Source organism: Thermodesulfobium sp. (assembly GCF_053498235.1).
Map to the genome: position 1 here is coordinate 19893 of NZ_JBRCUV010000031.1, position 21372 is coordinate 41264.

23 protein-coding genes and 1 riboswitch are annotated in these 21372 nt (G+C 33.0%); of the genes, 7 read left to right on the forward strand and 16 right to left on the reverse strand.

Annotated features, from left to right (window positions below):
* Position 1 precedes the first annotated feature (1 nt).
* Entirely contained in the window at positions 2-664 is a 663-nt protein-coding gene (gene sdaAB, locus ACWIUX_RS03945) for an L-serine ammonia-lyase, iron-sulfur-dependent subunit beta (RefSeq protein ID WP_448589423.1), read from the reverse strand.
* A gap of 93 nt (positions 665-757) precedes the next feature.
* Positions 758-1966, reverse strand: coding sequence for a threonine ammonia-lyase (ilvA, locus tag ACWIUX_RS03950; protein WP_448589424.1), 1209 nt, complete (start codon positions 1964-1966; stop codon positions 758-760).
* 278 nt (positions 1967-2244) lie between these two features.
* Here ilvA and eno point away from each other — a divergent pair, with 278 nt between their 5' ends.
* The 4 genes from eno to ACWIUX_RS03970 all read left to right on the forward strand — a co-directional run bounded on the left by eno (position 2245) and on the right by ACWIUX_RS03970 (position 6889).
* On the forward strand, positions 2245-3540 hold the full coding sequence (gene eno, locus ACWIUX_RS03955; protein WP_448589425.1) for a phosphopyruvate hydratase: 1296 nt from the start codon (positions 2245-2247) through the stop codon (positions 3538-3540).
* A gap of 155 nt (positions 3541-3695) precedes the next feature.
* A riboswitch (molybdenum cofactor riboswitch) is annotated at positions 3696-3816 on the forward strand.
* A 179-nt stretch (positions 3817-3995) separates the two neighbouring features.
* The gene (locus ACWIUX_RS03960; RefSeq protein ID WP_448589426.1) at positions 3996-4979 is read left to right on the forward strand and encodes an extracellular solute-binding protein; all 984 of its coding nucleotides are present in this window, start codon (positions 3996-3998) and stop codon (positions 4977-4979) included.
* 4 nt (positions 4980-4983) lie between these two features.
* Positions 4984-5793 (forward strand): ABC transporter permease, encoded by an 810-nt coding sequence (locus tag ACWIUX_RS03965; RefSeq protein ID WP_448589427.1) that lies wholly within the window; start codon positions 4984-4986, stop codon positions 5791-5793.
* 7 nt (positions 5794-5800) lie between these two features.
* A complete protein-coding gene (locus tag ACWIUX_RS03970; protein ID WP_448589428.1) occupies positions 5801-6889 on the forward strand; it encodes an ABC transporter ATP-binding protein in 1089 nt (362 codons plus the stop codon).
* Between the two features lie 7 nt (positions 6890-6896).
* Here the strand turns inward: ACWIUX_RS03970 and ACWIUX_RS03975 are convergent, their stop codons facing one another.
* The gene (locus ACWIUX_RS03975) at positions 6897-7598 is read right to left on the reverse strand and encodes an MgtC/SapB family protein (protein ID WP_448589429.1); all 702 of its coding nucleotides are present in this window, start codon (positions 7596-7598) and stop codon (positions 6897-6899) included.
* Between the two features lie 388 nt (positions 7599-7986).
* Here ACWIUX_RS03975 and ACWIUX_RS03980 point away from each other — a divergent pair, with 388 nt between their 5' ends.
* The 3 genes from ACWIUX_RS03980 (at position 7987) to panB (ending at position 9473) form a co-directional block, all read left to right on the forward strand.
* The gene (locus ACWIUX_RS03980; protein WP_448589430.1) at positions 7987-8109 is read left to right on the forward strand and encodes an RCKP-type rubredoxin-like domain-containing protein; all 123 of its coding nucleotides are present in this window, start codon (positions 7987-7989) and stop codon (positions 8107-8109) included.
* Positions 8110-8223: 114 nt separating this feature from the next.
* A complete protein-coding gene (locus tag ACWIUX_RS03985) occupies positions 8224-8604 on the forward strand; it encodes a Fur family transcriptional regulator (RefSeq protein ID WP_448589431.1) in 381 nt (126 codons plus the stop codon).
* Positions 8605-8660: 56 nt separating this feature from the next.
* A complete protein-coding gene (panB, locus tag ACWIUX_RS03990; RefSeq protein ID WP_448589432.1) occupies positions 8661-9473 on the forward strand; it encodes a 3-methyl-2-oxobutanoate hydroxymethyltransferase in 813 nt (270 codons plus the stop codon).
* Here the strand turns inward: panB and coaE are convergent.
* The 13 genes from coaE to ACWIUX_RS04055 all read right to left on the reverse strand — a co-directional run bounded on the left by coaE (position 9459) and on the right by ACWIUX_RS04055 (position 21205).
* Entirely contained in the window at positions 9459-10043 is a 585-nt protein-coding gene (coaE, locus tag ACWIUX_RS03995; protein WP_448589433.1) for a dephospho-CoA kinase, read from the reverse strand. The two genes, panB and coaE, sit on opposite strands and share 15 nt — an antisense overlap.
* Positions 10044-10078: 35 nt before the next feature.
* Complete coding sequence (locus tag ACWIUX_RS04000; RefSeq protein ID WP_448589434.1) at positions 10079-11800, reverse strand: hypothetical protein; 1722 nt, start codon at positions 11798-11800, stop codon at positions 10079-10081.
* Positions 11801-11946: 146 nt separating this feature from the next.
* Positions 11947-12471 (reverse strand): hypothetical protein, encoded by a 525-nt coding sequence (locus ACWIUX_RS04005; protein ID WP_448589435.1) that lies wholly within the window; start codon positions 12469-12471, stop codon positions 11947-11949.
* 11 nt (positions 12472-12482) lie between these two features.
* Entirely contained in the window at positions 12483-13112 is a 630-nt protein-coding gene (locus tag ACWIUX_RS04010; protein WP_448589436.1) for a hypothetical protein, read from the reverse strand.
* A 67-nt stretch (positions 13113-13179) separates the two neighbouring features.
* Positions 13180-13539 (reverse strand): hypothetical protein, encoded by a 360-nt coding sequence (locus ACWIUX_RS04015; RefSeq protein ID WP_448589437.1) that lies wholly within the window; start codon positions 13537-13539, stop codon positions 13180-13182.
* Between the two features lie 34 nt (positions 13540-13573).
* Positions 13574-13975 (reverse strand): hypothetical protein, encoded by a 402-nt coding sequence (locus tag ACWIUX_RS04020; RefSeq protein ID WP_448589438.1) that lies wholly within the window; start codon positions 13973-13975, stop codon positions 13574-13576.
* A gap of 77 nt (positions 13976-14052) precedes the next feature.
* Positions 14053-14673, reverse strand: a complete 621-nt coding sequence (locus ACWIUX_RS04025; RefSeq protein WP_448589439.1) for a stalk domain-containing protein — start codon at positions 14671-14673, stop codon at positions 14053-14055.
* A gap of 110 nt (positions 14674-14783) precedes the next feature.
* Positions 14784-16331 (reverse strand): glutamine-hydrolyzing GMP synthase, encoded by a 1548-nt coding sequence (gene guaA, locus ACWIUX_RS04030; protein WP_448589440.1) that lies wholly within the window; start codon positions 16329-16331, stop codon positions 14784-14786.
* Entirely contained in the window at positions 16331-17488 is a 1158-nt protein-coding gene (locus ACWIUX_RS04035; RefSeq protein WP_448589441.1) for a GuaB3 family IMP dehydrogenase-related protein, read from the reverse strand. The genes guaA and ACWIUX_RS04035 overlap by 1 nt, the downstream gene beginning before the upstream one ends.
* 33 nt (positions 17489-17521) lie before the next feature.
* The gene (locus tag ACWIUX_RS04040) at positions 17522-18367 is read right to left on the reverse strand and encodes an NAD(P)H-binding protein (RefSeq protein ID WP_448589442.1); all 846 of its coding nucleotides are present in this window, start codon (positions 18365-18367) and stop codon (positions 17522-17524) included.
* 74 nt (positions 18368-18441) lie between these two features.
* Positions 18442-18909, reverse strand: coding sequence for a D-glycero-beta-D-manno-heptose 1-phosphate adenylyltransferase (gene rfaE2, locus ACWIUX_RS04045; protein ID WP_448589443.1), 468 nt, complete (start codon positions 18907-18909; stop codon positions 18442-18444).
* A gap of 47 nt (positions 18910-18956) precedes the next feature.
* On the reverse strand, positions 18957-19979 hold the full coding sequence (gene rfaE1, locus ACWIUX_RS04050) for a D-glycero-beta-D-manno-heptose-7-phosphate kinase (protein WP_448589444.1): 1023 nt from the start codon (positions 19977-19979) through the stop codon (positions 18957-18959).
* Positions 19980-20005: 26 nt separating this feature from the next.
* Positions 20006-21205 (reverse strand): DegT/DnrJ/EryC1/StrS family aminotransferase, encoded by a 1200-nt coding sequence (locus tag ACWIUX_RS04055; RefSeq protein WP_448589445.1) that lies wholly within the window; start codon positions 21203-21205, stop codon positions 20006-20008.
* Positions 21206-21372 lie beyond the last annotated feature (167 nt).

Below are 21372 nucleotides of genomic sequence, written 5' to 3' on the forward strand. Positions count from 1 at the left end.
TTTATATCTTATGTACTATCTTCACAAAATTTAAATAAGAAAAACTTGACAAAATATCATAAATATCCGAACTAATGTAATCATCAGTTTCTATTGTCATCATTGCATCTTTGCCCTTCTCCAACCTAGAAACATACATGTATGCGATATTTATATTTTTACTTGATATTACCTGAGTTATTTTAGCAATTATTCCAGGATGATCTTTGTGACAAGTGATTAAAGTTTCATAGTTTCCTGTTAAATAAACTTCGTAGTTATTAATTTTTTTAATTACTACATTTCCGCCTCCAACGGATATACCCTGCACTGTTATACTTAAACCAGATTTACCTACCATTTCAAATTCAAGAGTGTTAGGATGATCTACAAAAATATTCGAAGACACAAACTCAATTTTTACCCCCATTTTAAATGCAATATTAATAGCATCGGGAATTCTCTCATCTTCAGTAGAGAATCCTAAGAAACCAGCAGCAATAGCCCTATCACTTCCATGTCCCCTATAGGTTTTTGCAAATGAGCCATAAAGATTTACTCTAACTTCAGATGGGGTATCTCCAAAAATAGCCCTTGCAATACGGGCTAATTTTAGAGCCCCTGCAGTATGAGAACTTGATGGTCCAATCATAATTGGACCTATAATATCAAATATACTCTCCACTGTTCATCTCCAATACAATATATTCAACAACCTTCTTTAGGCTTTCCTCAAATAACAAGAATTAAAACTAATAAAAAATTTGCCACTAAATTACTAAATAAGTTTAACCTCATATTGATGACTTTCCAAGTTTGATTTAATACTACAAATATGTTCTTTATCGAATACCTCAAGATCAATAATTACTTCAGCACTTTCTAAATTTATATCTCCTCTTTCTCTGTTGTGTAAAATAGACAAAACGTTAGCTCCAGATTCTGCAATTAATTGCAACAACTTCCATAAAGATCCAGGTTTATCAGAAAGAATAACTTTAAAACTTGCCTTTCTAAAAGATTTCACAAGTCCTTTATTTATAATACGAGATACCATATTTATATCTATATTCCCTCCGCTTATCACTGCCACTATATTTTTATTAGAATAATCTTTAAGTCTATACAACAAAGCAGCAATAGAAGTTGCGCCAGCACCTTCAGAAATAGTCTTAGTTCGTTCCATCAAGATCAGAATAGCATCTGCAATTTCATCCTCATCTACAAGAACTATATCGTCAACATACCTTTTTATTATTTCAAAGGTTATCTCTCCAGGCTTTCCAACAGCTATCCCATCCGCAATAGTAGGAGATCCTTTATAAAGAGATGGAAATCCTGATAAAAGAGCCTCTTTCATAGATGGCATATTTTTAGCTTGTACACCAATAATTTTTACATTTGGTTTAGTCTGCTTCACAGCCACTGCTATACCAGAAATAAGACCTCCACCACCTACAGGAACTACAATTACATCTACATTAGGCATATCCTCTAATATTTCTAGTCCTATAGTTCCTTGACCTCTAATAACATCAAGATCGTCATAAGGATGAACAAAAGTCAATTTCTTCTCTTCTTGTAATTTCCTAGCAGCATCATTCGCTTCATCAAAATCATTACCATGCAAAATTACATTTGCCCCATAGCTCCTTGTAGCCTTAACTTTTACAATAGAAGCCTTTGAAGGCATTACTATAAAGGATCTCACATTTAACAAAGTAGCACTTAGGGCAACACCTTGTGCGTGATTTCCTGCAGAAGATGCTATTACACCTAATTCTTTTTCTTTTTTGGACAAATTAAAAATTTTATTGTACGCCCCCCTAAGTTTAAATGAACCAGTACGCTGATAATTTTCCATTTTTAAATAAACGCAATTTCCTGTCATACCAGAGAGTGTATTGCTATAAGCTAGTTCTGTTTTATATGCAACATCTTTCAATATCTCACGAGCACTTTCTATTTCTTTTTTAGAGATATTCATAAGATCTCCCTTTTTCTCATAGTAAAAAGCATTTTAGTTATATAAGAAATTTTATTACAGTAGATCCGATTTGTCAAATAATTTTTATTTATTACAAAATATTGTATAAAAGATTTTAAACCCATAATTTGCCATTAATTAATTAATACAGTAACACGAGCATCTTGTTCGTGTATTTTATAGATATACAAATATGCACTAAAGCCAATGTATTCTGACTTGACATTAAAATTTTATAGTTTCATACTTATTAAAATATCTTTTTTAGGAGGGATAAAATGCAACAGAGGATAGCGTCGATAAAGGCAAGAGAAATTTTAGATTCACGAGGAAATCCAACAGTAGAAGTAGATTTGTCTCTAGAATGTGGAATAACTGCTAGAGCAGGAGTGCCTTCAGGAGCATCTACTGGATCCAAGGAAGCAATCGAACTAAGAGATAACGATAAAAAAAGATTTCACGGCAAAGGCGTACTAAAGGCAGTAAGCAATGTAAACGAAATAATTGCCCCGAATTTAATAGGCATGGACGTCACCAAACAAAGACAGATCGATTCTTTAATGATAGAATTAGACAGTACGCCAAATAAAGCCAGGTTGGGCGCAAACGCCATACTTGGAGTATCCCTTGCGGTTGCAAGAGCAGCAAGTTATTTTTCCAATCTTCCGCTCTATCAATATATAGGTGGCCCAAACGCAAATTCATTACCTGTTCCATGCATGAACATTATGAACGGTGGCGTTCATGCAAACTGGCAGGGAGCTGACTTTCAAGAATTTATGATTGTTCCTTACGGAGCGAACACCTTTAGAGAAGCCTACGAGTGGTGCAGTGAAATTTATCAATCCCTTAAGAGCCTACTAAAAGAGAGGGGCTATAGCGTAGGCGTAGGAGATGAGGGCGGATTTGCTCCACTTGTAAAATCCAATGAAGAACCCTTCGAACTAATGAGCAAAGCCATAGAAATTGCAGGTTTAAAGGTTGGTTCTCAGGTTGGGTTTGCATTAGACCCTGCATCAAGCGAATTTTATAAAGATGGAAAGTATATTTTAAGAAGAGAAAAGAAAGAGTTAGAGCCTGCCAAAATAATAAAATACTATGAGAAAATCGTAAACAATTTTCCGCTTGTATTGTTGGAAGATGGTCTTGCTGAATATGACTGGGATTCCTGGAAGCTTTTAAACAAGGCTTTAGGTGAAAAGATTGAGATAGTCGGTGATGATATATTCGTAACAAATATAGAGATTGTTAAGAGAGGTATTGCTGAAAATATTGCAAACTCTGTTTTGATCAAGCTAAATCAAATAGGTACCCTTACAGAAACACTTGATACAGTAAGATACGCACAAAACGCAAAATGGGGAACTTTCGTATCTCACAGAAGCGGTGAAACTACTGACAGCTTTATAGCTGATTTCACTGTAGCAATAGGTGCTGGACATCTCAAAACTGGCGCACCAGCAAGGGGAGAGAGGGTTGAAAAGTACAATCAACTGTTAAGAATTGAAGAGGAGTTAGGTAAATATGCAAAATATGCCGGTAAAAATGCTTTTATAAGGCCTATAAACTTTTAAAATTTATCCCAGTATCAGAAATCCCTACAATAAATTTTATAGTAGGGATTTTTTTAATGTCTTAATAAATTATCAATCCATAAATTTTCAAAGGTTAAAATTTCAACTAAAATAAAACTAAATATAAAATTTTACAAAAAACTATTCTTATTATAAAATCATTATTACTCCGAGTTCTTTTGTCCTAAGGCTTTTGTGCTATGGCAAAGAACCGTTTAACGGTTGTTCGGGAAACTGGGCAGCCCCCTATTGGAAAGGAGGCATTTTATTTTTATGCGTAATCTATCTTGTTTGTTAGCTTTATATTCAGGTTTCTTTTCTTCCTTTTTATCCTATTTTCTCAAATCTAAATTATTTATACCACAAATTCTAAATAAACAAAATTTTTCCTATAGAAGGGAGGATAGAAATATAATATCAGCTTATAATTTTAGATAAAAAGGAGTGAATTTAATTTGAAAAAGGGTATTGCTACAATCGTTGTATTGTTATTAGCTACAATCTTTATCGCAGGGTGTGCGATTTCTAACAAGGGTGTTAATCAGCAAACAGAAAAAGTAAATTTATACCTTTACGGAGCTGGTACTTTAGCAAGACCATTTAAAGAAATTGATGAAGCCTTTGAAAAAAAATATCCGAATATTTCAATAAAGTCCCAATTTGGCGGAAGCGTAAAGATGGTAAAACAGATTACTGAATTACATCAGCCAGGTGATATTATTGCAGTTGCTGACTACAACGTAATCCCAAAATATATGTTTGGGGAAAATGGTCAAACAAAATATACCGATTGGTATATTGGTTTTGCAAACAACTCTATTACCTTCGTATATACTGATAAAAGTAAATATGCCAACGAAATAAATTCAAACAACTGGTACAAGATACTGTCAGAAAGGGGCGTTCAAATTGGAAGATCAAATCCAAATACCGATCCATCAGGTTACCAAACTCTTCAAATGTTAAAACTTGCTTGTAAATATTACAAAGATCCATCCATTTACGAAAAGATTCTTGCAAACGCACCAGAAAAGAATATCAGAGATACAGAAACAGAATTACTAAGCTCACTTGAAGCTGGTCAAATTGATTATCTTGCCATTTACAAATCTGATGCACTCCAACACCGTTTAAAATACTTAGAATTGCCAGCGCAAATAAACCTTAGCGATCCAAAATATTCAAACATTTATAAGGAGGCAGTAGTAGACACAAAGAATGGAGAACTCTCAGGAAAACCAATAATATATGCCATAACAATTCCAAATAACTCTAAAAATGTTGAATGGGCTATAAAGTATGTTGAGTTTTTGCTTGGACCAGAGGGACAAGCAATAATGAAGAAAAATGGCTTTGGAGTTATAGAAAAACCATATGCAAATGATATATCTAAGGTTCCAGCCGAACTCAAACAATTTGTAAGTGAGTGGCCAAAATAACAATATGAAAAATATGTTGAACAGTAAGAGGATACATTTTAACTGGTTGTTTCTAAGCTTTTGGTTGTTCGCAATGGTAATTTTAGGCTTTATTCTATTGCCTCTTTTAGAAATGCTATTTGAACAACCAATCGATCTTGTTTTAAAAGCAGCTCAAATGCCCGACGTTACTCACTCAATATTTTTAAGTTTAGAAGCATCTTTCATTACTGCAATTATAGCCGCTATTTTTGGAACCCCCCTTTCATACATCCTAGCAAGAAGTCAATTCCCCTATAAATCACTGGTTGAGGCTATAGTAAATCTTCCTCTTGCTGTTCCTCATACAGTTGCAGGTATTGCATTGTTATTTGTTTTTGGCAGAACAGGCCCAATAGGTCGCATAACACAAAATTTTGGAATTAGCTTTTGGGGAACCATATTTGGAATAATAGTTGGAATGCTCTTTGTAAGCTTGCCATATATGGTAAATTCTGCAAGATTAGGCTTTGAAAGCGTTGATATAAGAATAGAAAAAGCCGCCAGAACTCTCGGAGCCTCAAATAGTCAAGTTTTCTTCTACATATCTCTCCCGCTCGCCTTTAGATATATTTTAAGCGGTATAGTTCTTACCTACGCCAGATCTATTGCCGAATTTGGAGCAGTTATTATACTAGCATATCACCCAGAAACGGCGCCTGTAAAAATCTATGAGCTCTTTCTCACAGGTGGCTTAAAACAGTCCTCTGCCGCCGCATTATTGCTATTACTTGTTACTATTTCAACCTTTATACTATTTCGCTATTTAACCAATTTTAACAAATCGAGATCATAGACATACAGTGAGCTTTCTTAAAGTTTCAAATATTCAAGCAAAAATTGAAAATTTTCTTTTAAAGAATATATCTTTTGAATTAGAAAAAGGTCAGATTTTGACAATCTTAGGGCCTAGCGGCGCAGGTAAATCGCTTTTATTAGAAACTATTGCAGGCTTTTACACACCCACTAGTGGCCATATTTATCTTGATAACCAGAACATCACCACATTGCCAGTAGAAAAAAGAGAGATAGGCTTTATGTTTCAAGATTTTGCGCTTTTCCCTCACTGGACAGTTAAAGAGAACATACTCTCCCCTATTAAATTTTCAAAAAAATATAAGAAAACGAATTTAGATCCAGAAGAGATAATAAAAATGCTTCACATTGAAAACCTTTTGGACAGATACCCCTCTAACTTAAGCGGTGGAGAAAAACAAAGGGTTGCCTTAGCAAGGTCTTTAATTACGAACCCTAAAATGTTCTTGTTTGATGAACCTATGTCAGCCCTTGATGCCCGAACAAGAGAAAATTTGAGAGATGAACTTTTACATATTCTAAAAAGGCTTTCTTTAAGCGCAATCTATGTAACCCACGATCACGTTGAAGCATTTACCTTGGGAGATCTTGTTGGAATAATTAAAGATGGAAGGCTAATTCAGGTAGGTAAGAAGGATCAAATATTTAGAAAACCGAATTCTGTTTTTGTAGCAGATTTTATAGGGATAGAAAATATATTTCCTGCCATAATAATATCAGTCAAAAGGATATCTTCAGAATTATACTCTATTAAAGCAAAACATCAACAAGTTATACTCGAAATATATTCAAAAGAAGAGATTTCAGTTAACAAAGAAGTTTTTCTTTGTATTAGATCTGAAGACATTGTCTTTTTAAAAGAACTAGAAGAGAAAAACGATAAACATCAAAACTTACTACGACTTAAAGTTGACGATATTGTTCAAACTGATTTTTACTATAAAATTTTTTTAAATGGCGAAATTTCTCTTAAAGCAATATCTCTTCAGGAAACAATCAGAAAGCATAAAATTAATATAGGCAAAATAACAAGCGTCTATATTTCCCCAGAATCTATTCATATAATAAAAAATTAGAGAATTACTATTGTTCTTTTGCCCTCTGGCTCCAATTAACGTATTTTACGTAGTTTGTATGCTTAAGCCTTTCCAGAAGATCCTTTAGATCATCTTCATTTATATCGCCTGATAAAATATTAAATATTATTTTGCTTTCACCTTCTTTTGACGACTCTATTCTCATATTTTTTACAGAATATCCCAGTTGTCTCAAAAGCTTTCTTATTATGTTGAAAACCTTGTCCTCATTATCGTGCTCTACTCCAGCACAAACAGAGATAATAAAATCGTTTGCAGTTAATATAGGTAAATTATTTACAGCCCCAACAATTGTCCTTAGAAATGTGTTAGCAAGCAAGACAAAAATAGTAGCCATAGCAGCTGGCATCCACTGTTGGGCTCCAGAACAGGCACCAACTGCCGCAGAACACCAAAGAGTGGCAGCAGTGTTTATACCCCTTATGTTTATACCCTCTTTCATAATAGCACCTGCACCTAAAAATCCTACTCCAGAAACAACATATGCAACTACTCTTATATCATTAATTGTTCCTCCCATACGAAGCCCAAGGTCAACAAATATAGCAGCCCCAAGGGCAACCAGCGTATTAGTCCTCAAGCCTGCAGGATGTTGTCGCCATTGACGCTCAACCCCTATAAGTGTACCAAGCACAAATGCAAGGAACAATCCAAAAAATGTCTGCCCCAAACCCATTGTCTGATCCATATTTCACCTCAATTCTATTTAGCTTTTTTTAATTATAAATTTTTAAGTTTAAAATAATCTTATACTAAATATTTATTTTGTTTTAAGAAAATAAGGTCATCGTCCACTGAAACATTATATAGAATCAGCAACAAGATTAATAGAAACTTTTAAAAGAGCAAGATGATCATTGTTTACTGGTCATAAATATTTTGATATAGTTTTCAAACTATACATAATTATTCTAAGAGGTTTCTTTAAGAATAAATATCTATTCAAGAAAAACCTATTACATTATTGTTTATAAATAGATAGAATTTTTTAATTAAACTTTAACATAAATAGTCTATTAAAGTGATATAATATAAAATTAATTATTAGAATTAATAATGAAGGAGAGTGAAAAAGGATGGCAATCTTCAAATGTAAAAAGTGCGGTTATATAAAGGAAAGTAGATGTAAACCGAAAAAATGTCCTGAGTGTAAAGAAGAGAACTCTTTTGAAAAGGTGTCTTTAGAGAAGGAAAAATAATTTTTCCTACTTAAGTTTGTGATAAAATATATCTGATGAGTGTTTTCTTGTAGGCAAGTTTTTAAAGTGACTAAAAAAGCCAGTTAATTAATTATAGAATAAGGGTGAAGTAAAATGAGAATGACACCACAAAGAAAGCTTATAATAGAAATCTTAAGAAACACAAAATCACACCCGGATGCGCTTTGGATTTATCAAAACGCAACCAAGGAGATGCCAAGGATGGGTCTTGGTACAGTTTATAGGACATTAGACCAACTTGAAAGAGATGGTGAAATAAGAAGAATAGATTTCAAAGGTATAGCTCATTACGACGCAAATACAAAAGTCCATCCACATCTCCTATGTTCAAAATGTGGGAAAATAGTTGATGTAAGTGATGAGTATAAACTTGATATGAAAGATTTTGATTTAAAGGGCTTTAAAGTTGAATCTATAAACATAGATATTATAGGCATTTGCCCTGAGTGCCAATCAAAAGGAAAGAGAAACTAAAATGCCCACTATCACTATAAAGTCTATAGGTAGAAAGCTTCTATAAGAAAAGCATTATGGATAAAAAACTTTATGCACCTGATATAACTAAATTAAAAGGTGTAAGAAAGTTTTCAATGGTTACAGCTTATGATTATACAAGTGCTTTGTTAGTTTCTATGACAGAAATAGATGTCATACTTGTTGGAGATTCTTTGGCCATGGTAATGCTTGGTCATGAAAATACCCTTAACGTAACAATAGATGAAATGCTAATTTTCCTTAAAGCCGTAAAAAAGGGTGCACCAAACAAGATGATTGTTGCAGATATGCCGTTTCTTTCATATCAAATTGATATAAAAGACGCAATAGAAAATGCAGGAAAGCTTATAAAAGCAGGTGCTGATGCAGTAAAAATAGAAGGTTTTGAATATCCTATACCTGAAGTTACCGAAAGATTAAGTAGTATAGGCATACCAGTTATGAGCCATATTGGTCTAACTCCTCAGCACGTACTTAAATTTGGTGGATTTAAAATCCAAGCAAATACGAAAGAAGAAGCAGACAAAATTGTAAGCGCTAGCAAAAAACTTGAGGAATGCGGAGCTTTTTGTGTTCTTTTAGAAGCAATTCCTGAAGAGATTTCTGAAGTAATTACAAAAGAATTAAGAATACCAACTATTGGTATAGGTGCAGGCAGATTTGTAGATGGACAGGTACTAGTATGGCAAGACCTTTTGGGTATCAATCCAAATAAAGTTCCTAAGTTTGTTAGAAAGTATGCAAATATAAAAGATACTATAATTGAATCTTTAAACAGATATCACTTTGATGTAATAAATTCAACTTTCCCTTCTTTTGAGGAAGCATACCATTTAAAGAGAGTTTAAAAGCTCTAATACTCTCTTTTTGACTTCTTCTATGTTTTTACTACCATCAATGTAGTAAATAGGAACTTTACATTTTTCTATCGATTTTGATTTGGAGGGAGGCCATTGCATATTCATCCTAATTTTTGCCTCTTCTTCACTATATCCTCTACTTTCAATCAATCTCTTCAATCTAACATCAAAAGGAGCGTCAACTATCCATATAATATCAAAATTTTCTTCCATATTAGCATCAAAAAGTAGTGGAATTTCAACAAAAACAACTTTCTCCTTATTATTTAGTAATTTTTTTAAACATTCTTTTATCTTGGGCCACATAAAATCTTCAAGTCTTTTTTTCATCAGCTTATCTTTAGAAATAATTAAAGCAATTTCTCTTCTAAGTACGTTAATATCAAGATTTTTTTCTTTGCTTAAATAAGCCTTAAACATATCGTAAATGTCTTGAAAATTTTCATAGAAAACTTTTTTGGCTACAGTATCAGCACAATACACTTCAAATCCTAAACTTTTTAAAAAGTTCAATACTTCACTTTTTCCCGCACCCTGAGGTCCTGTAATAGCTATCAATAATCTCTTTTTCTCCATAATATTTAAACAAACCTTTAAAACGACAAAATACTTAAAGTCGCACCAAATGACCAGCTTCTACCATTTCCACTAGTATTTTTTTGATTTACCATGTAAAATTCTATTGGCGTTGCAGCCAAGCCTATAGTAAATCTAAATCCTTGGCTCATTCTTATCCATGGATATGGTATTGGAATAGTTTTTGTAAAACCAATATAATATTTCGTATCAAAGGGAGCCCCAGATTCACTTCTAGAAAACTCAACTTCTGAAAATACAAAATCCAGACCAAGCCTGTTTAAAATATCTTTTTTACTTAAGATATCTGCATATTTCATAATATATATATTTCTTCTCTCCCAAAAAGGGTCAACTGCTTGTCCACCTGTCCGTAGATTGTCATCAAGTCCCCTAAAACGAATTATCCAATTTTTACCAAGGTAATAATCAAGATCAAGCCTTAAATTAATCCAAGAATTCCTACCTACAGTATAATATGAGGAATATGCGTAACCGCCAAATCTATTTGAATTTATACCAAGTATTACTGGTCTACCAATGGTTGTTTCGTATTCAATATTTGTATTCAGATATCTATCTGCCCTCATATAAAAGTCATCATTAGGATCCAAATGAATACTTCCAACTCGCAAATAAGTATTTTTTATAAAATTATCCCATTCGACCATTGCACCAATCTTTTCAAAACCGCCAGTAAATGATCCCGTATTTGAAGAAAAACTGTTTACACTTCCCCTTTGAGAAGTAAAATCAAAATTATCTAGTCTTCCATAAAAACCAAGATATTCAGGATTATCCTGATCCTTGGATTTATAAAGATCCCATCTCCAAGCAAAGTGAGGCTTTGTAAACATTATGCTATCAAAGTATCCCCACTCATAATGAGCATTCTTGGTATCCCAATCAAAATTAGCTCCAATTAAAGTCCTCCTTTCTCTTGCTTTACTGTAATCTAATCTTATATCAGAAGAAACGTTTGTAATTACGTTGTTTCCAATTTTTGACAAATCACCTTTATAAGATTCAATTGGCACATGTTGCTCAATATAACCCACAGTAGGATCAGCCTTTCCAAGGATGTATTGATCACTTATATGAGTGTTATTAAAGTTTGCCCAAAAAGAATAGTCCTGTTTATGGAGTCTATTCGTAGTATCATAAATCGAACCACCTACTTGTCCTGAATAGTCAAAATTTATAACAAAACCCTGATTGGCAGTATCTGACCATGTAATATTCAACCTTTTAGTAATTATTGGAACCACTCCCAAAACAAGTCTTCCAGGTGGACTGCCAATTTCTCCTGCTTTCGCAACAGGTAAATATATGTTGCTAGGAAACAACGTATTTCTTTGACGAGGAATAGTAATATATTCAATTTTACCATTAGCCATAAGTACAGGAATTCTTGCCCCTTCTGAAAGAGCTTTATCTGTTACACCAACTGGTACCATAAAACTTTTACCCGGTTTTTGTAAATTTTTATAAGTTATCTCAATTGTCTCGTTTCCAATCTTTATAGTTTTTGTAACATTAGTTTTAGCTTCTTTGTCTTGATATGTGTACACCTTTCCATCTATTAAGAGAATTTGACCGCTTTTTGCGCTATCTGTATCCATAATCATATTTACACTCGCATAAGAAAAGTTGTTTGACATAAATACGCTAACAGCAAGGAAAAAGAACGTACATGTAAAAATATTCTTATTAAAGTTAAAAAAATTTAATCTGCGCAAAAAAGATCCCAAAAAGTATTTCCTTTTATTTAATAACAATAAGCTCAATTGATATAATTTCTCTTTAAGGGCTATAAAGTCAAAAATATTATTATCTTTCCTATAATACGCTATCTTTTTATTAAGATTTATATCAGTATTAAATCTCATGACCCTTGATAAATAAATCCTTCAAAGAAGATATGTATTTTGTCTTTAGCAGATGTCCCTTCAAGGAAAACTGCCCTCTTTTTAACTGGATTTTGCTCTAGACTATTCAAAATTTCAAAGCCCATTCTTTCAAGTATCATTTTTGCATCACCAAGAGAAAGTCCTTCAATATCAGGAATTATGCCCATTATTTCTGCTTCCCTAACTTGAAGATCAAGCCCCCATTTTCCAAATTTATAAGACATATAGAGACTATATCTCTCTACTTTGAGATTGGGATAAGCTTTTTTAACCCAATCATAGATGTTTTCAATTTTCTTTGCATCCTTTTTATAAGAATCTTCCAAAGAGTATAATTCACTAGCCGTTCCAAAAACAACAACTATGCCATTTTGAGTTCTGAATACTATATTATCTTCTGGATCAGCCCCAGCAAAATTTTGAGAGAATAAAATAAAATATATAAATACTGCAAAAAACAATATGCCAAAAAACTTAATATTAAATTTTTTAAAAATCATAGAATTTGCGCTCACATCAAATATACCTTGCTAAGTTTTTTAAAAAAATCACCAATAAATACTTTGTAAGAATTAAAATCAGGGGGAGGATCTTGGTCTAAAAGTGTCAAAAGATAGTACTTTTGAGCCTGACTTACACCCTTATTCATAATTTCAATCTGAGAATAGGCAAATCTTATCATTCTAACTTGTAGCGGCAAAAAATCTAAACCATAGATACTTGTTTCTTTTACATTATAAAGATCTGGAAAATAGTCAACCTTTTCTAATGCTCTCCTAATATCGAGAAAATGAAGAAGCCTTTTATTCACAATATTGTTTAAGGCATTTTCAAAACCAGGATCATCAATAGGCACTGATTCATCCTTTAATCTTTGTTCAGCATTAAGATAAGCAGCAAAAAGTTCCTTTGGAACATCTTGAGCATGCCCAAGTATGTACATAGCCTTTAGAGACTCTTCTTCAGAAAGAGGCTTTAATTTCGGTAAATTACCTCTCGAAAATGAATAAAAATATTTGTAAGAAAGATCATCTGCTTTCTTTTCCCAAATTTGAATAATCTCCTGAGATAGATTTACTACATCAGCATATGCAAAATTATGTAAATTAATGATACTAGTGAAGAAAAGAAAAACAAACAAAAATTCGCATATTTTTTTATTGTTTAAATTTCTAAATTTTATAATATCTCATACCCCTTAAATTTAGTTATTTTCTTATATCGATATATTCACTTGAACCAAATTTCCCCTTCAATTCTTTTTGAAGGACTTCATTTTTAGCTTGTAGTTCTGCAACCTTTGCTTGCAGCTGCTCGATCTGTGCCAAAAGTTTTTGCCTTTCCCCTTGAGTAATTTGGTTTTGATTTTCATAAACATTTTGTTCTTTTACTGGAAGCTTACTTCTTAACATATTATTTTCTTTCACAAGAGCTGCAATCATTTCTTGACTTTGTTGAAGTTGTTGTTCAAGATTATTTTGTGAAGTTTCTTGAGGTTTAAAATAAGCAATAGATAACAAAGCAACAAATACAATTACCAACATAAATGCAAAATCGATAAAGGGCATAAGGAACGTGATACGTCTCTTAGATGAGGCCATTTTAACTAAGTCGAGCTGAAACAGCAGACAAAATTACTGATATTAAAAGACCAGTAATTGTCGCCTCAATTTTAATAGAAACACCATACCCTACCATTTCAACATTATGTGCAGCAATAGCAGGTCCAATAACCTGTCCCAAACCATACAAAGTTACAACTAGCCCCAAACCTTGAGCTACTCCGCCCATTGTAATAAGTTTTTCCTGTGGCGTCTCTTTTGAAATCAGACCAGCCCATCCAGCACCAACCGGAACTATTGCTGCCCAAACAGTACTCCGCGCAACAAAATAAACTAAAGGAGTTACTATTAAGAGCAAAAAGAATATCATAACAAGGTCTATTCTTTCCTTCACAAATCCTGACAAGAAAGTTTTTTTTGTATTTAAACTCGCTTCTCTCATATTTAAATTCACCTTTCACCAAATTAAATTGTAATCTAATATGATACTAATAGCAAAAATTAATTATCTTTACAAGTTTAAGAATTCCTTTTTTTTAACCATTCTTTAAAAATTGTAAAAAATAAGAATAAAACACCCATAAACCACAATAACGGTATCCCATATTCAATTACTGGAGGATTTGGCATATTAAGAGATACATTGTTAGGCACGGCACTCTGATTTTGCTGCTGCCCCTTATTAAGCCCGATATTTATTGTATTATTAATCTTTTCCACACTTGCACCAAGGTTAAGCGCTGTAATCTCAAGTGGCACCATCGTTCTATCTTGATAGATAAAAGCCGGAGCGAGCATTCTCTCTTCTTTATTATTTACGCTAACTTGCGAGCTTTCAATATAAAATTCTATGCTTTTGTCGCCCAACGAAACTTTGACAGTTCTATGCCTTTCATCCCACGTTACAGTCGCATTCAGTGCTTCTGATACGAATCTCACTGGAACGTAAATTAACCCATACCTAACCACAGGAGGAACGTCACTTCTTACTTCCTTTCCATCAACGATAATTTTTAAATCTTTTGCAACACTAATATCTGCATCTAATATTTTTGAAGCACTTACTGGAGTCTGTTCTTGTGCATATGCACAAGAAACTAGTATAAACAGTACAAAAAAACTAAGAATAAACTTATTCATATATTAAATTCCTTTAAAATACACATATTTTTTCTACTCCCTACATTAAGATATATAAACATATCTATATTATAAAATATTTCTTAATAAAAGAATTAAACTTATTTCCATTATTCCCATTCTATTGTTGCTGGAGGCTTAGAAGATATATCATAAACAACTCGGTTCACTTCTTCAACCTCGTTTACAATTCTTCTAGAGATTTTGTCAAGCAAGTCATATGGAACTCTCGACCAATCTGCAGTCATAGCATCCTCGCTCGAAACAATTCTTAGTACTATTGGATATGAATATGTGCGTCTATCACCCATAACACCTACGCTTTTTATCGACAACAATATTGCAAAGGCTTGCCATACATCTCTATACAACCCTGCGTTAAAAATCTCTTCTCTAACAATTGCATCAGCATCTCTTAAAATTCTTAATTTTTGCCTACTTATTTCCCCTACAATTCTTATAGCAAGACCTGGACCGGGAAATGGATGTCTATATACAATTTCTTCTGGCAAACCGAGTTTAAGGGCAAGATTTCTTACCTCATCCTTAAACAAATTTCTAAATGGCTCAAGAAGCTTAAATTTCATATCCTTAGGTAGCCCAGCAACATTGTGGTGAGATTTGATCCTTACTGCCTTGCCACCCACGCTTACAGCGCTTTCTATTACATCAGGATAAAGAGTTCCTTGTACTAACCAATCAAAATCTCCCATTCCTTTTATTGCATCCTCAAATGTTCTTATAAATTCTTCGCCTATAATCTTTCTTTTAAGTTCTGGGTCTGCGACTCCCTCCAGCTTTGTCAAAAACCTTTCTCTGGCATCTATAAACTTAACATTTAAGTGGAATTGCTCATCAAAGATTCTTTTTATATCTTTATTTTCATTTTTTCTCATAAGTCCAGTATCAACATAAAAACAAGTTAGATTATCACCAATAGCCTTATGTACCAAAACAGCAGCAGCACTAGAATCTACCCCACCTGATAGCGCACATATAACCTTTTGGTTACCAACCATCTCTTTAATTTGAGATATAGAGTCCTGTATAAAAGTAGTCATCGACCACGTAGGCTTGGCTTTACATATATCAAACACAAAATTTCTTATAATTATCTGTCCTTGTTCCGTATGAGCTACCTCAGGATGAAATTGAACTGCATAAATATTTCTTTCAGGAGAATACACGCTTGCAAGTTTTTCGTTTTCAGTAACAGCAAGAGAGAAGAATCCTTCTGGTAAAACCTTTACTTCATCCCCATGACTCATCCATACGTTAATTTCGTTTGTAACATTTTTAAAAAGTAAATTATTAGCCTCAAACTTTATTTTTGTCCTACCATATTCATGTTTTTGTCCCTGTTCTACTTGACCACCAAGTTGATGCGAAATAAGTTGCATACCATAACATATACCTAAAATCGGTATGCCAATATTCAATATTTCTGGATCTATCTTTGGAGCATCTTCATCGTAAACAGAACTTGGTCCTCCTGAAAGGATGATACCCTTTGGATTTAACTTCTTAAGCTCTTGAGCACTTATAGTTGGAGGAAAGAGTTCTGAATAAACAGAACATTCTCTTATTCTTCTTGCTATAAGCTGACTATATTGCGAACCAAAATCTAAAACTGCTATAAAGTCTTTATCCGAGGACATTATTTACCCATCCCAAGCTTTTGAGCTTTTTGATAAACCTTCCCTTCAGTAAGAAGAGATGGTGCAACAATTACTTCAACATTGTGTAATTCTCTAATAGTCTTTACCCCTAGAGTTGCCAATGACAAAACCATAGCCCCTGCTATATTGTGACAACCGTAATCAAACCTAGCCGGACCAACAAGTATTTCTTTAAGCGTACCAACAGTACCAACTCTTATTCTTGTACCTCTAGGTAAGACAGCATTAGGCGTAGCCATACCCCAGTGGAATCCCATACCAGGAGCTTCTTGAGCTCTTGCTATAGGTGAACCTATCATCACTGCATCAGCACCAACAGCAAGAGCCTTTATCATATCACCTGAATTTACCATACCTCCATCTGCAATTATAGGTATGTACTTTCCAGTTTCATTAAAAAACATATCCCTTGCAGCTGCAGCTTCACTTATAGCAGTAGCCTGAGGAACCCCGATGCCTAACACTCCTCTCGTAGTACATGCGGCGCCAGGCCCTACCCCTATTAAAACTGCACTCGCTCCTTGTCTCATAAGACCAATAGTAGAGGAAAATCCAACTGTATTTCCGACAATTACAGGTATTTCCATCATAGAACAAAATTCCTTTATATTTAAAACATTACCCCTACTACTTATATGTTTAGGAGCAATAACAGTCGCTTGAAGAACAAATATATCGGCACCAGCATCCTTTGCGATTGGACCAAATTCAGCAGCCATTTGTGGAACACTTGATACAGCAGCAATTCCACCCTGAGATTTTATTTCCTGGATTCTTTTTACTATTAATTCTGGTTTAATAGGCTCTTCATAAAGTCTTTGCATAACAGTTACAAAATCATCCGTAGAGGCAGCAACAATTTCCTCAAGAACAGGAACTGGATCATCATATCTCGTCTGAATACCTTGTAGATTAATTACGCCTAAGGCACCATACTTTGAAAGTTCAACAGCAATATGAGGATTTACTACAGAATCCATTGCCGAAGCAATAACAGGAATATCAAATTCATAGCAACCAATTTTAACAGATATATCAACATCTTCTGGATCAATAGTCCGTTCTGTTGGCCTTAAAGCAATTTCGTCAAGACCATATCCTCTTCTCGTAATTTTAAACTTTGAAATTTCTTCCACAAATAATATACCTCCTCAAATGAACTAAATTTTTTAATATCTTACATAATTTGTATTATTTGAGCAAATGTTTCCTTGAAGAAGCATTTTTAAAGTAGTTGTGTTTAATGGTATAAAGCTAAACTTGTCTCCCAAAAAGGCTACTATTCTAAATAAAAGTAGAGGGGTTGGAATAAAGATAACCTTTTTTTTATTAATACTTGCTATATACTCAATAAGTTCTCTAAAATTCATCTCTTCTTCGCCGCATAACTTTATTACATTTGATTCTAATTTACCTTTCAAAATATCTTCTGCTATTCCTACAATCCTCTCCGCAACTACCTCTACTCTAATTGGAGAAAATTTTACATTAATCTTTGGTAAAGGGAATATACCAAATTTCAAAATAGAAGAAAGATCCTTTACAATACCTTCGTCCTCACCAATTACAATTGATGGTCTGATAATTGCATATTTCAAACCGCTAGATTTTATTTTTTCTTCAGCTTTATATTTATACTTAAAATAATCAGTAATATCTTTTCCAGTTTCAACCCCATTAGCACTCATTTGTATCAGAGGGATGTTGTTATTAAAATCTAATAAAGAATTTACTAATTTCTCTACAGCATCAAAGTGCATTGCCTTAAAAGTAATTCCTCTTTTTGGAATCTCTCTAATTATACCAACAAGATTAATAACTAAATCTGGGTCTAAGTTTAAAGCTTCCTTTATAGCATTTTTATCTAATATATCTCCGTTTATATATTCGACGCCCTTTTCTTCATAAAGTTTTCTTTTATGAGAAAAGATAATCACCCTATTTCCTTTCTCAAGCAACAACTTTACAACTCTTTTACCTATAAATCCGGTTCCACCAAAAATTAAAACTTTCATTATCACCTCAGAAATAAATTATTCCTTATTATCATAAATAATTTATAAACTAAATGCAAATAAACAGAGCTCTTTCAAAGGCTTTTTATCTTTTTCAAAATATTTGTCGTAGAAAAATCTCTATAAAATGGAAATATTACTACTTTACCACCATAATGACGTACTACCTCAGTTTCAGGTAATTCTTCAATTTTATAATCTCCACCCTTTACGTGAATTAAGGGCTTTAATCTTTCAATTAAAGATATTGGATTAAGTTCATTAAATATAAAACAATAATCTATAAACCTGATCGAGGCTACCGTATAGGCTCTACTTGATTCACTATTTATCGGTCTTGAATTACCTTTCAAGGCTCGTACTGAACTATCAGAATTTATCCCTACAACCAAACAGTCTCCCAAACTCTTGGCAAATTCAAAAAGTCTAATATGTCCCTCATGAATGATATCAAAACATCCGTTAGTAAAGACAACTTTTTTATCCTCTACTAAAGGCAATATCTCATCAAAGGTTCTAAAAATATCTGAAATTTTTTTCAATTTCAAACTCCCTTTCAAACTTGTCTATACTTATAAAATATTTAAATTTAGCCATTTGTTTGAGAATTTAAAACAATTTTATTATATAAATCTTTAATTTCCTCTTCTCTAAGATATCTTTCTATCTCATGAATATTAGTAGTCGACGTTCCCACTTTTCTCACAACTATTGCAGCAGCAACGTTTGCCAAAAATGTTGAATGTATCATATCAAAACCAGACATTAAAGATAAAGTCAAAACTGCTGTAACGGTATCTCCAGCACCAGTCACATCATATACCTCGCTCGAAAAAGCGGGAAAATTCACAGTTAGATCCTGAGTAAAAAGAGATATGCCATCTGCCCCTCTTGTAATGTGCACAGCTTTGCTACCAAGAAGCCTTAAAAGTTCTCGACCACAACTAACAATATCTTCTTCACTGACTAATTTCTTATCAAAAATAGCTTCAACTTCTTTAAGATTCGGGGCAACTGTCGTAAATCCTTTAAATAATAGATAATTTTTGGCTTTTGAATCGGCTACACATATTCTATCATCAATTGAATTTACTAAAAAATCAATTATCTCTTTAGTAATAATTCCCTTTCTATAATCGGAAACTATTATAGCACCAGAATCAAGTATCTGCTCCTTTAAGGATTTTATTACCTCCTCAAGTTCATCGTTATCAATATTACTTGAGTCTTCACTATCCACTCTCAAAACTTGTTGCTTCCTTGCAATTAATCTAAGTTTTCTTGTTGTTGGTCTCTTTTTAGAAACAATCAAGCCTGAAGTATCTATATTTGAATCACACAGAAGCTCTTTAATCTTGCTGGATTGGGCATCATCCCCTACAATTCCAACAATTGAAACATTTGCTCCCAAAGCAGTTAAATTTTTTGCAACGTTTGCAGCCCCCCCAAGTCTAAATTCACTATTGATATATTTTAAAACTGGCACTGGTGCCTCTGGAGAAATCCTTTCCATATCTCCAAACCAATATTCATCTAGCATAATGTCACCAATGACCAAAATTTTCTTTGAAGTATTAAATTTTAGAGAGAAATTGTTGATCTTAGAAAACATTAAATATTCCTTTCTAGTTTAAAATATCAAAATACCTTTTTCTTAGCAAAATAAATAATCTTTTTGATAGCACAAACCACATCATTTACATCTTTTTCTGTAATATTTGCACCTATCGGAACAGAAAAGATTTGTTTGCCTATCTTTGTAGCAATAGGAAAGTTGTCTTCTTTCAAAGAGTATTTCTCTTTATAATATCTTTGCATATGAAGCGGCAAATAATGTATTCCAGTTCCAATATTTTCATGTTTCAAGGCATCCATCATAAAATCTCTTGAAATGCTATTATCAATAAGTTTTAAAATAAAAAGGTGATAAGAAGGTCTTCTTCTATCAAATGAATATTCAATAGGTTCTACTTCCTCAACTTCCGAAAATTTTTTGATATACATATTTGCAATTTCATTTCTAATTTTCCAATATTTCTCTATCTTTTCCAATTGCTTTATGCCTAAAGCAGCTTGAATATCGGTCATATTGTATTTAAATCCAGGCTCAACAACTTCATAATGTTTGAAACCTTCAGAAGAATATCTTTTCCAAGCATCTCTTGATATACCATGCAGTGATAATATTCTCCCTCTCGCATAGAGGTTATCATCTTTTACAACCAACATACCGCCTTCAGCTGTAGTAATATTTTTTGTAGCATAAAAGCTGTAACTTGAGAAATCTCCATAATGAGAAATTTTTTTGCCATCCCATTCTGTTTCAATAGCGTGGGCTGTATCATTAATCCAGATTAAATTATATTTTTTTACAATAGTACTAATCTTCTCAATATTACAAGAATTTCCAGCCATATGCACAGAAATTATTGCCTTAGTATTTTCATTTATTTTCGATTCGATGAGATCTTCATCAAAATTGAGATCTGATTCTTTTATATCAACAAACACAGGTTTTGCACCACAATGCTCTATAACGTTCGCACTTGATGCAAAGGTAAGTGTGGTAGTAATAACTTCATCTTTGCCTTTAATACCTGCAAGAAAAAGTGCAAGAAAAAGACCCGCCGTGCACGAATTAAGAGCAATACAGTTTTTTATACCAACGTACTCAGAAAACCTTTCTTCAAACTCTTTTACTCTCGGACCTGTTGAAATCCATCCAGATCTAAGTGTTTTAACTACTTCTTCAATTTCATCTTCTTCAATTCTAGGTTTTCCAAAAACCAAAAAATCTTCTCTTTGAGGCTTTCCGCCTTCTAGTGCAATTTTATCCAAATATTCCTCCTCATTTTTCTTAAAAAATACTAATATTAATTATTTTTTAAGATCTATTTAATAATGATTTATATATCTCAAAGTAAGCATTTACCATTTTATCAAGTGAAAAATTCTCAACAACATGCTTCTTCCCGTTTTCAACAATCTTAGTTATACTTTCATCT

Excerpts from the sequence above, each read along its gene's own strand:
- ilvA (WP_448589424.1), bottom strand. The coding sequence starts at position 1,966 with ATGAATATCTCTAAAAAAGAAATAGAAAGTGCTCGTGAGATATTGAAA.
- eno (WP_448589425.1), top strand. The coding sequence starts at position 2,245 with ATGCAACAGAGGATAGCGTCGATAAAGGCAAGAGAAATTTTAGATTCA.
- ACWIUX_RS03965 (WP_448589427.1), top strand. The coding sequence starts at position 4,984 with ATGAAAAATATGTTGAACAGTAAGAGGATACATTTTAACTGGTTGTTT.
- ACWIUX_RS03975 (WP_448589429.1), bottom strand. The coding sequence starts at position 7,598 with ATGGATCAGACAATGGGTTTGGGGCAGACATTTTTTGGATTGTTCCTT.
- ACWIUX_RS03980 (WP_448589430.1), top strand. The coding sequence starts at position 7,987 with ATGGCAATCTTCAAATGTAAAAAGTGCGGTTATATAAAGGAAAGTAGA.
- ACWIUX_RS03985 (WP_448589431.1), top strand. The coding sequence starts at position 8,224 with ATGAGAATGACACCACAAAGAAAGCTTATAATAGAAATCTTAAGAAAC.
- panB (WP_448589432.1), top strand. The coding sequence starts at position 8,661 with ATGGATAAAAAACTTTATGCACCTGATATAACTAAATTAAAAGGTGTA.
- ACWIUX_RS04005 (WP_448589435.1), bottom strand. The coding sequence starts at position 12,471 with ATGATTTTTAAAAAATTTAATATTAAGTTTTTTGGCATATTGTTTTTT.
- ACWIUX_RS04015 (WP_448589437.1), bottom strand. The coding sequence starts at position 13,539 with ATGCCCTTTATCGATTTTGCATTTATGTTGGTAATTGTATTTGTTGCT.
- ACWIUX_RS04020 (WP_448589438.1), bottom strand. The coding sequence starts at position 13,975 with ATGAGAGAAGCGAGTTTAAATACAAAAAAAACTTTCTTGTCAGGATTT.
- ACWIUX_RS04025 (WP_448589439.1), bottom strand. The coding sequence starts at position 14,673 with ATGAATAAGTTTATTCTTAGTTTTTTTGTACTGTTTATACTAGTTTCT.
- guaA (WP_448589440.1), bottom strand. The coding sequence starts at position 16,331 with ATGTCCTCGGATAAAGACTTTATAGCAGTTTTAGATTTTGGTTCGCAA.
- ACWIUX_RS04040 (WP_448589442.1), bottom strand. The coding sequence starts at position 18,367 with ATGAAAGTTTTAATTTTTGGTGGAACCGGATTTATAGGTAAAAGAGTT.
- rfaE1 (WP_448589444.1), bottom strand. The coding sequence starts at position 19,979 with ATGTTTTCTAAGATCAACAATTTCTCTCTAAAATTTAATACTTCAAAG.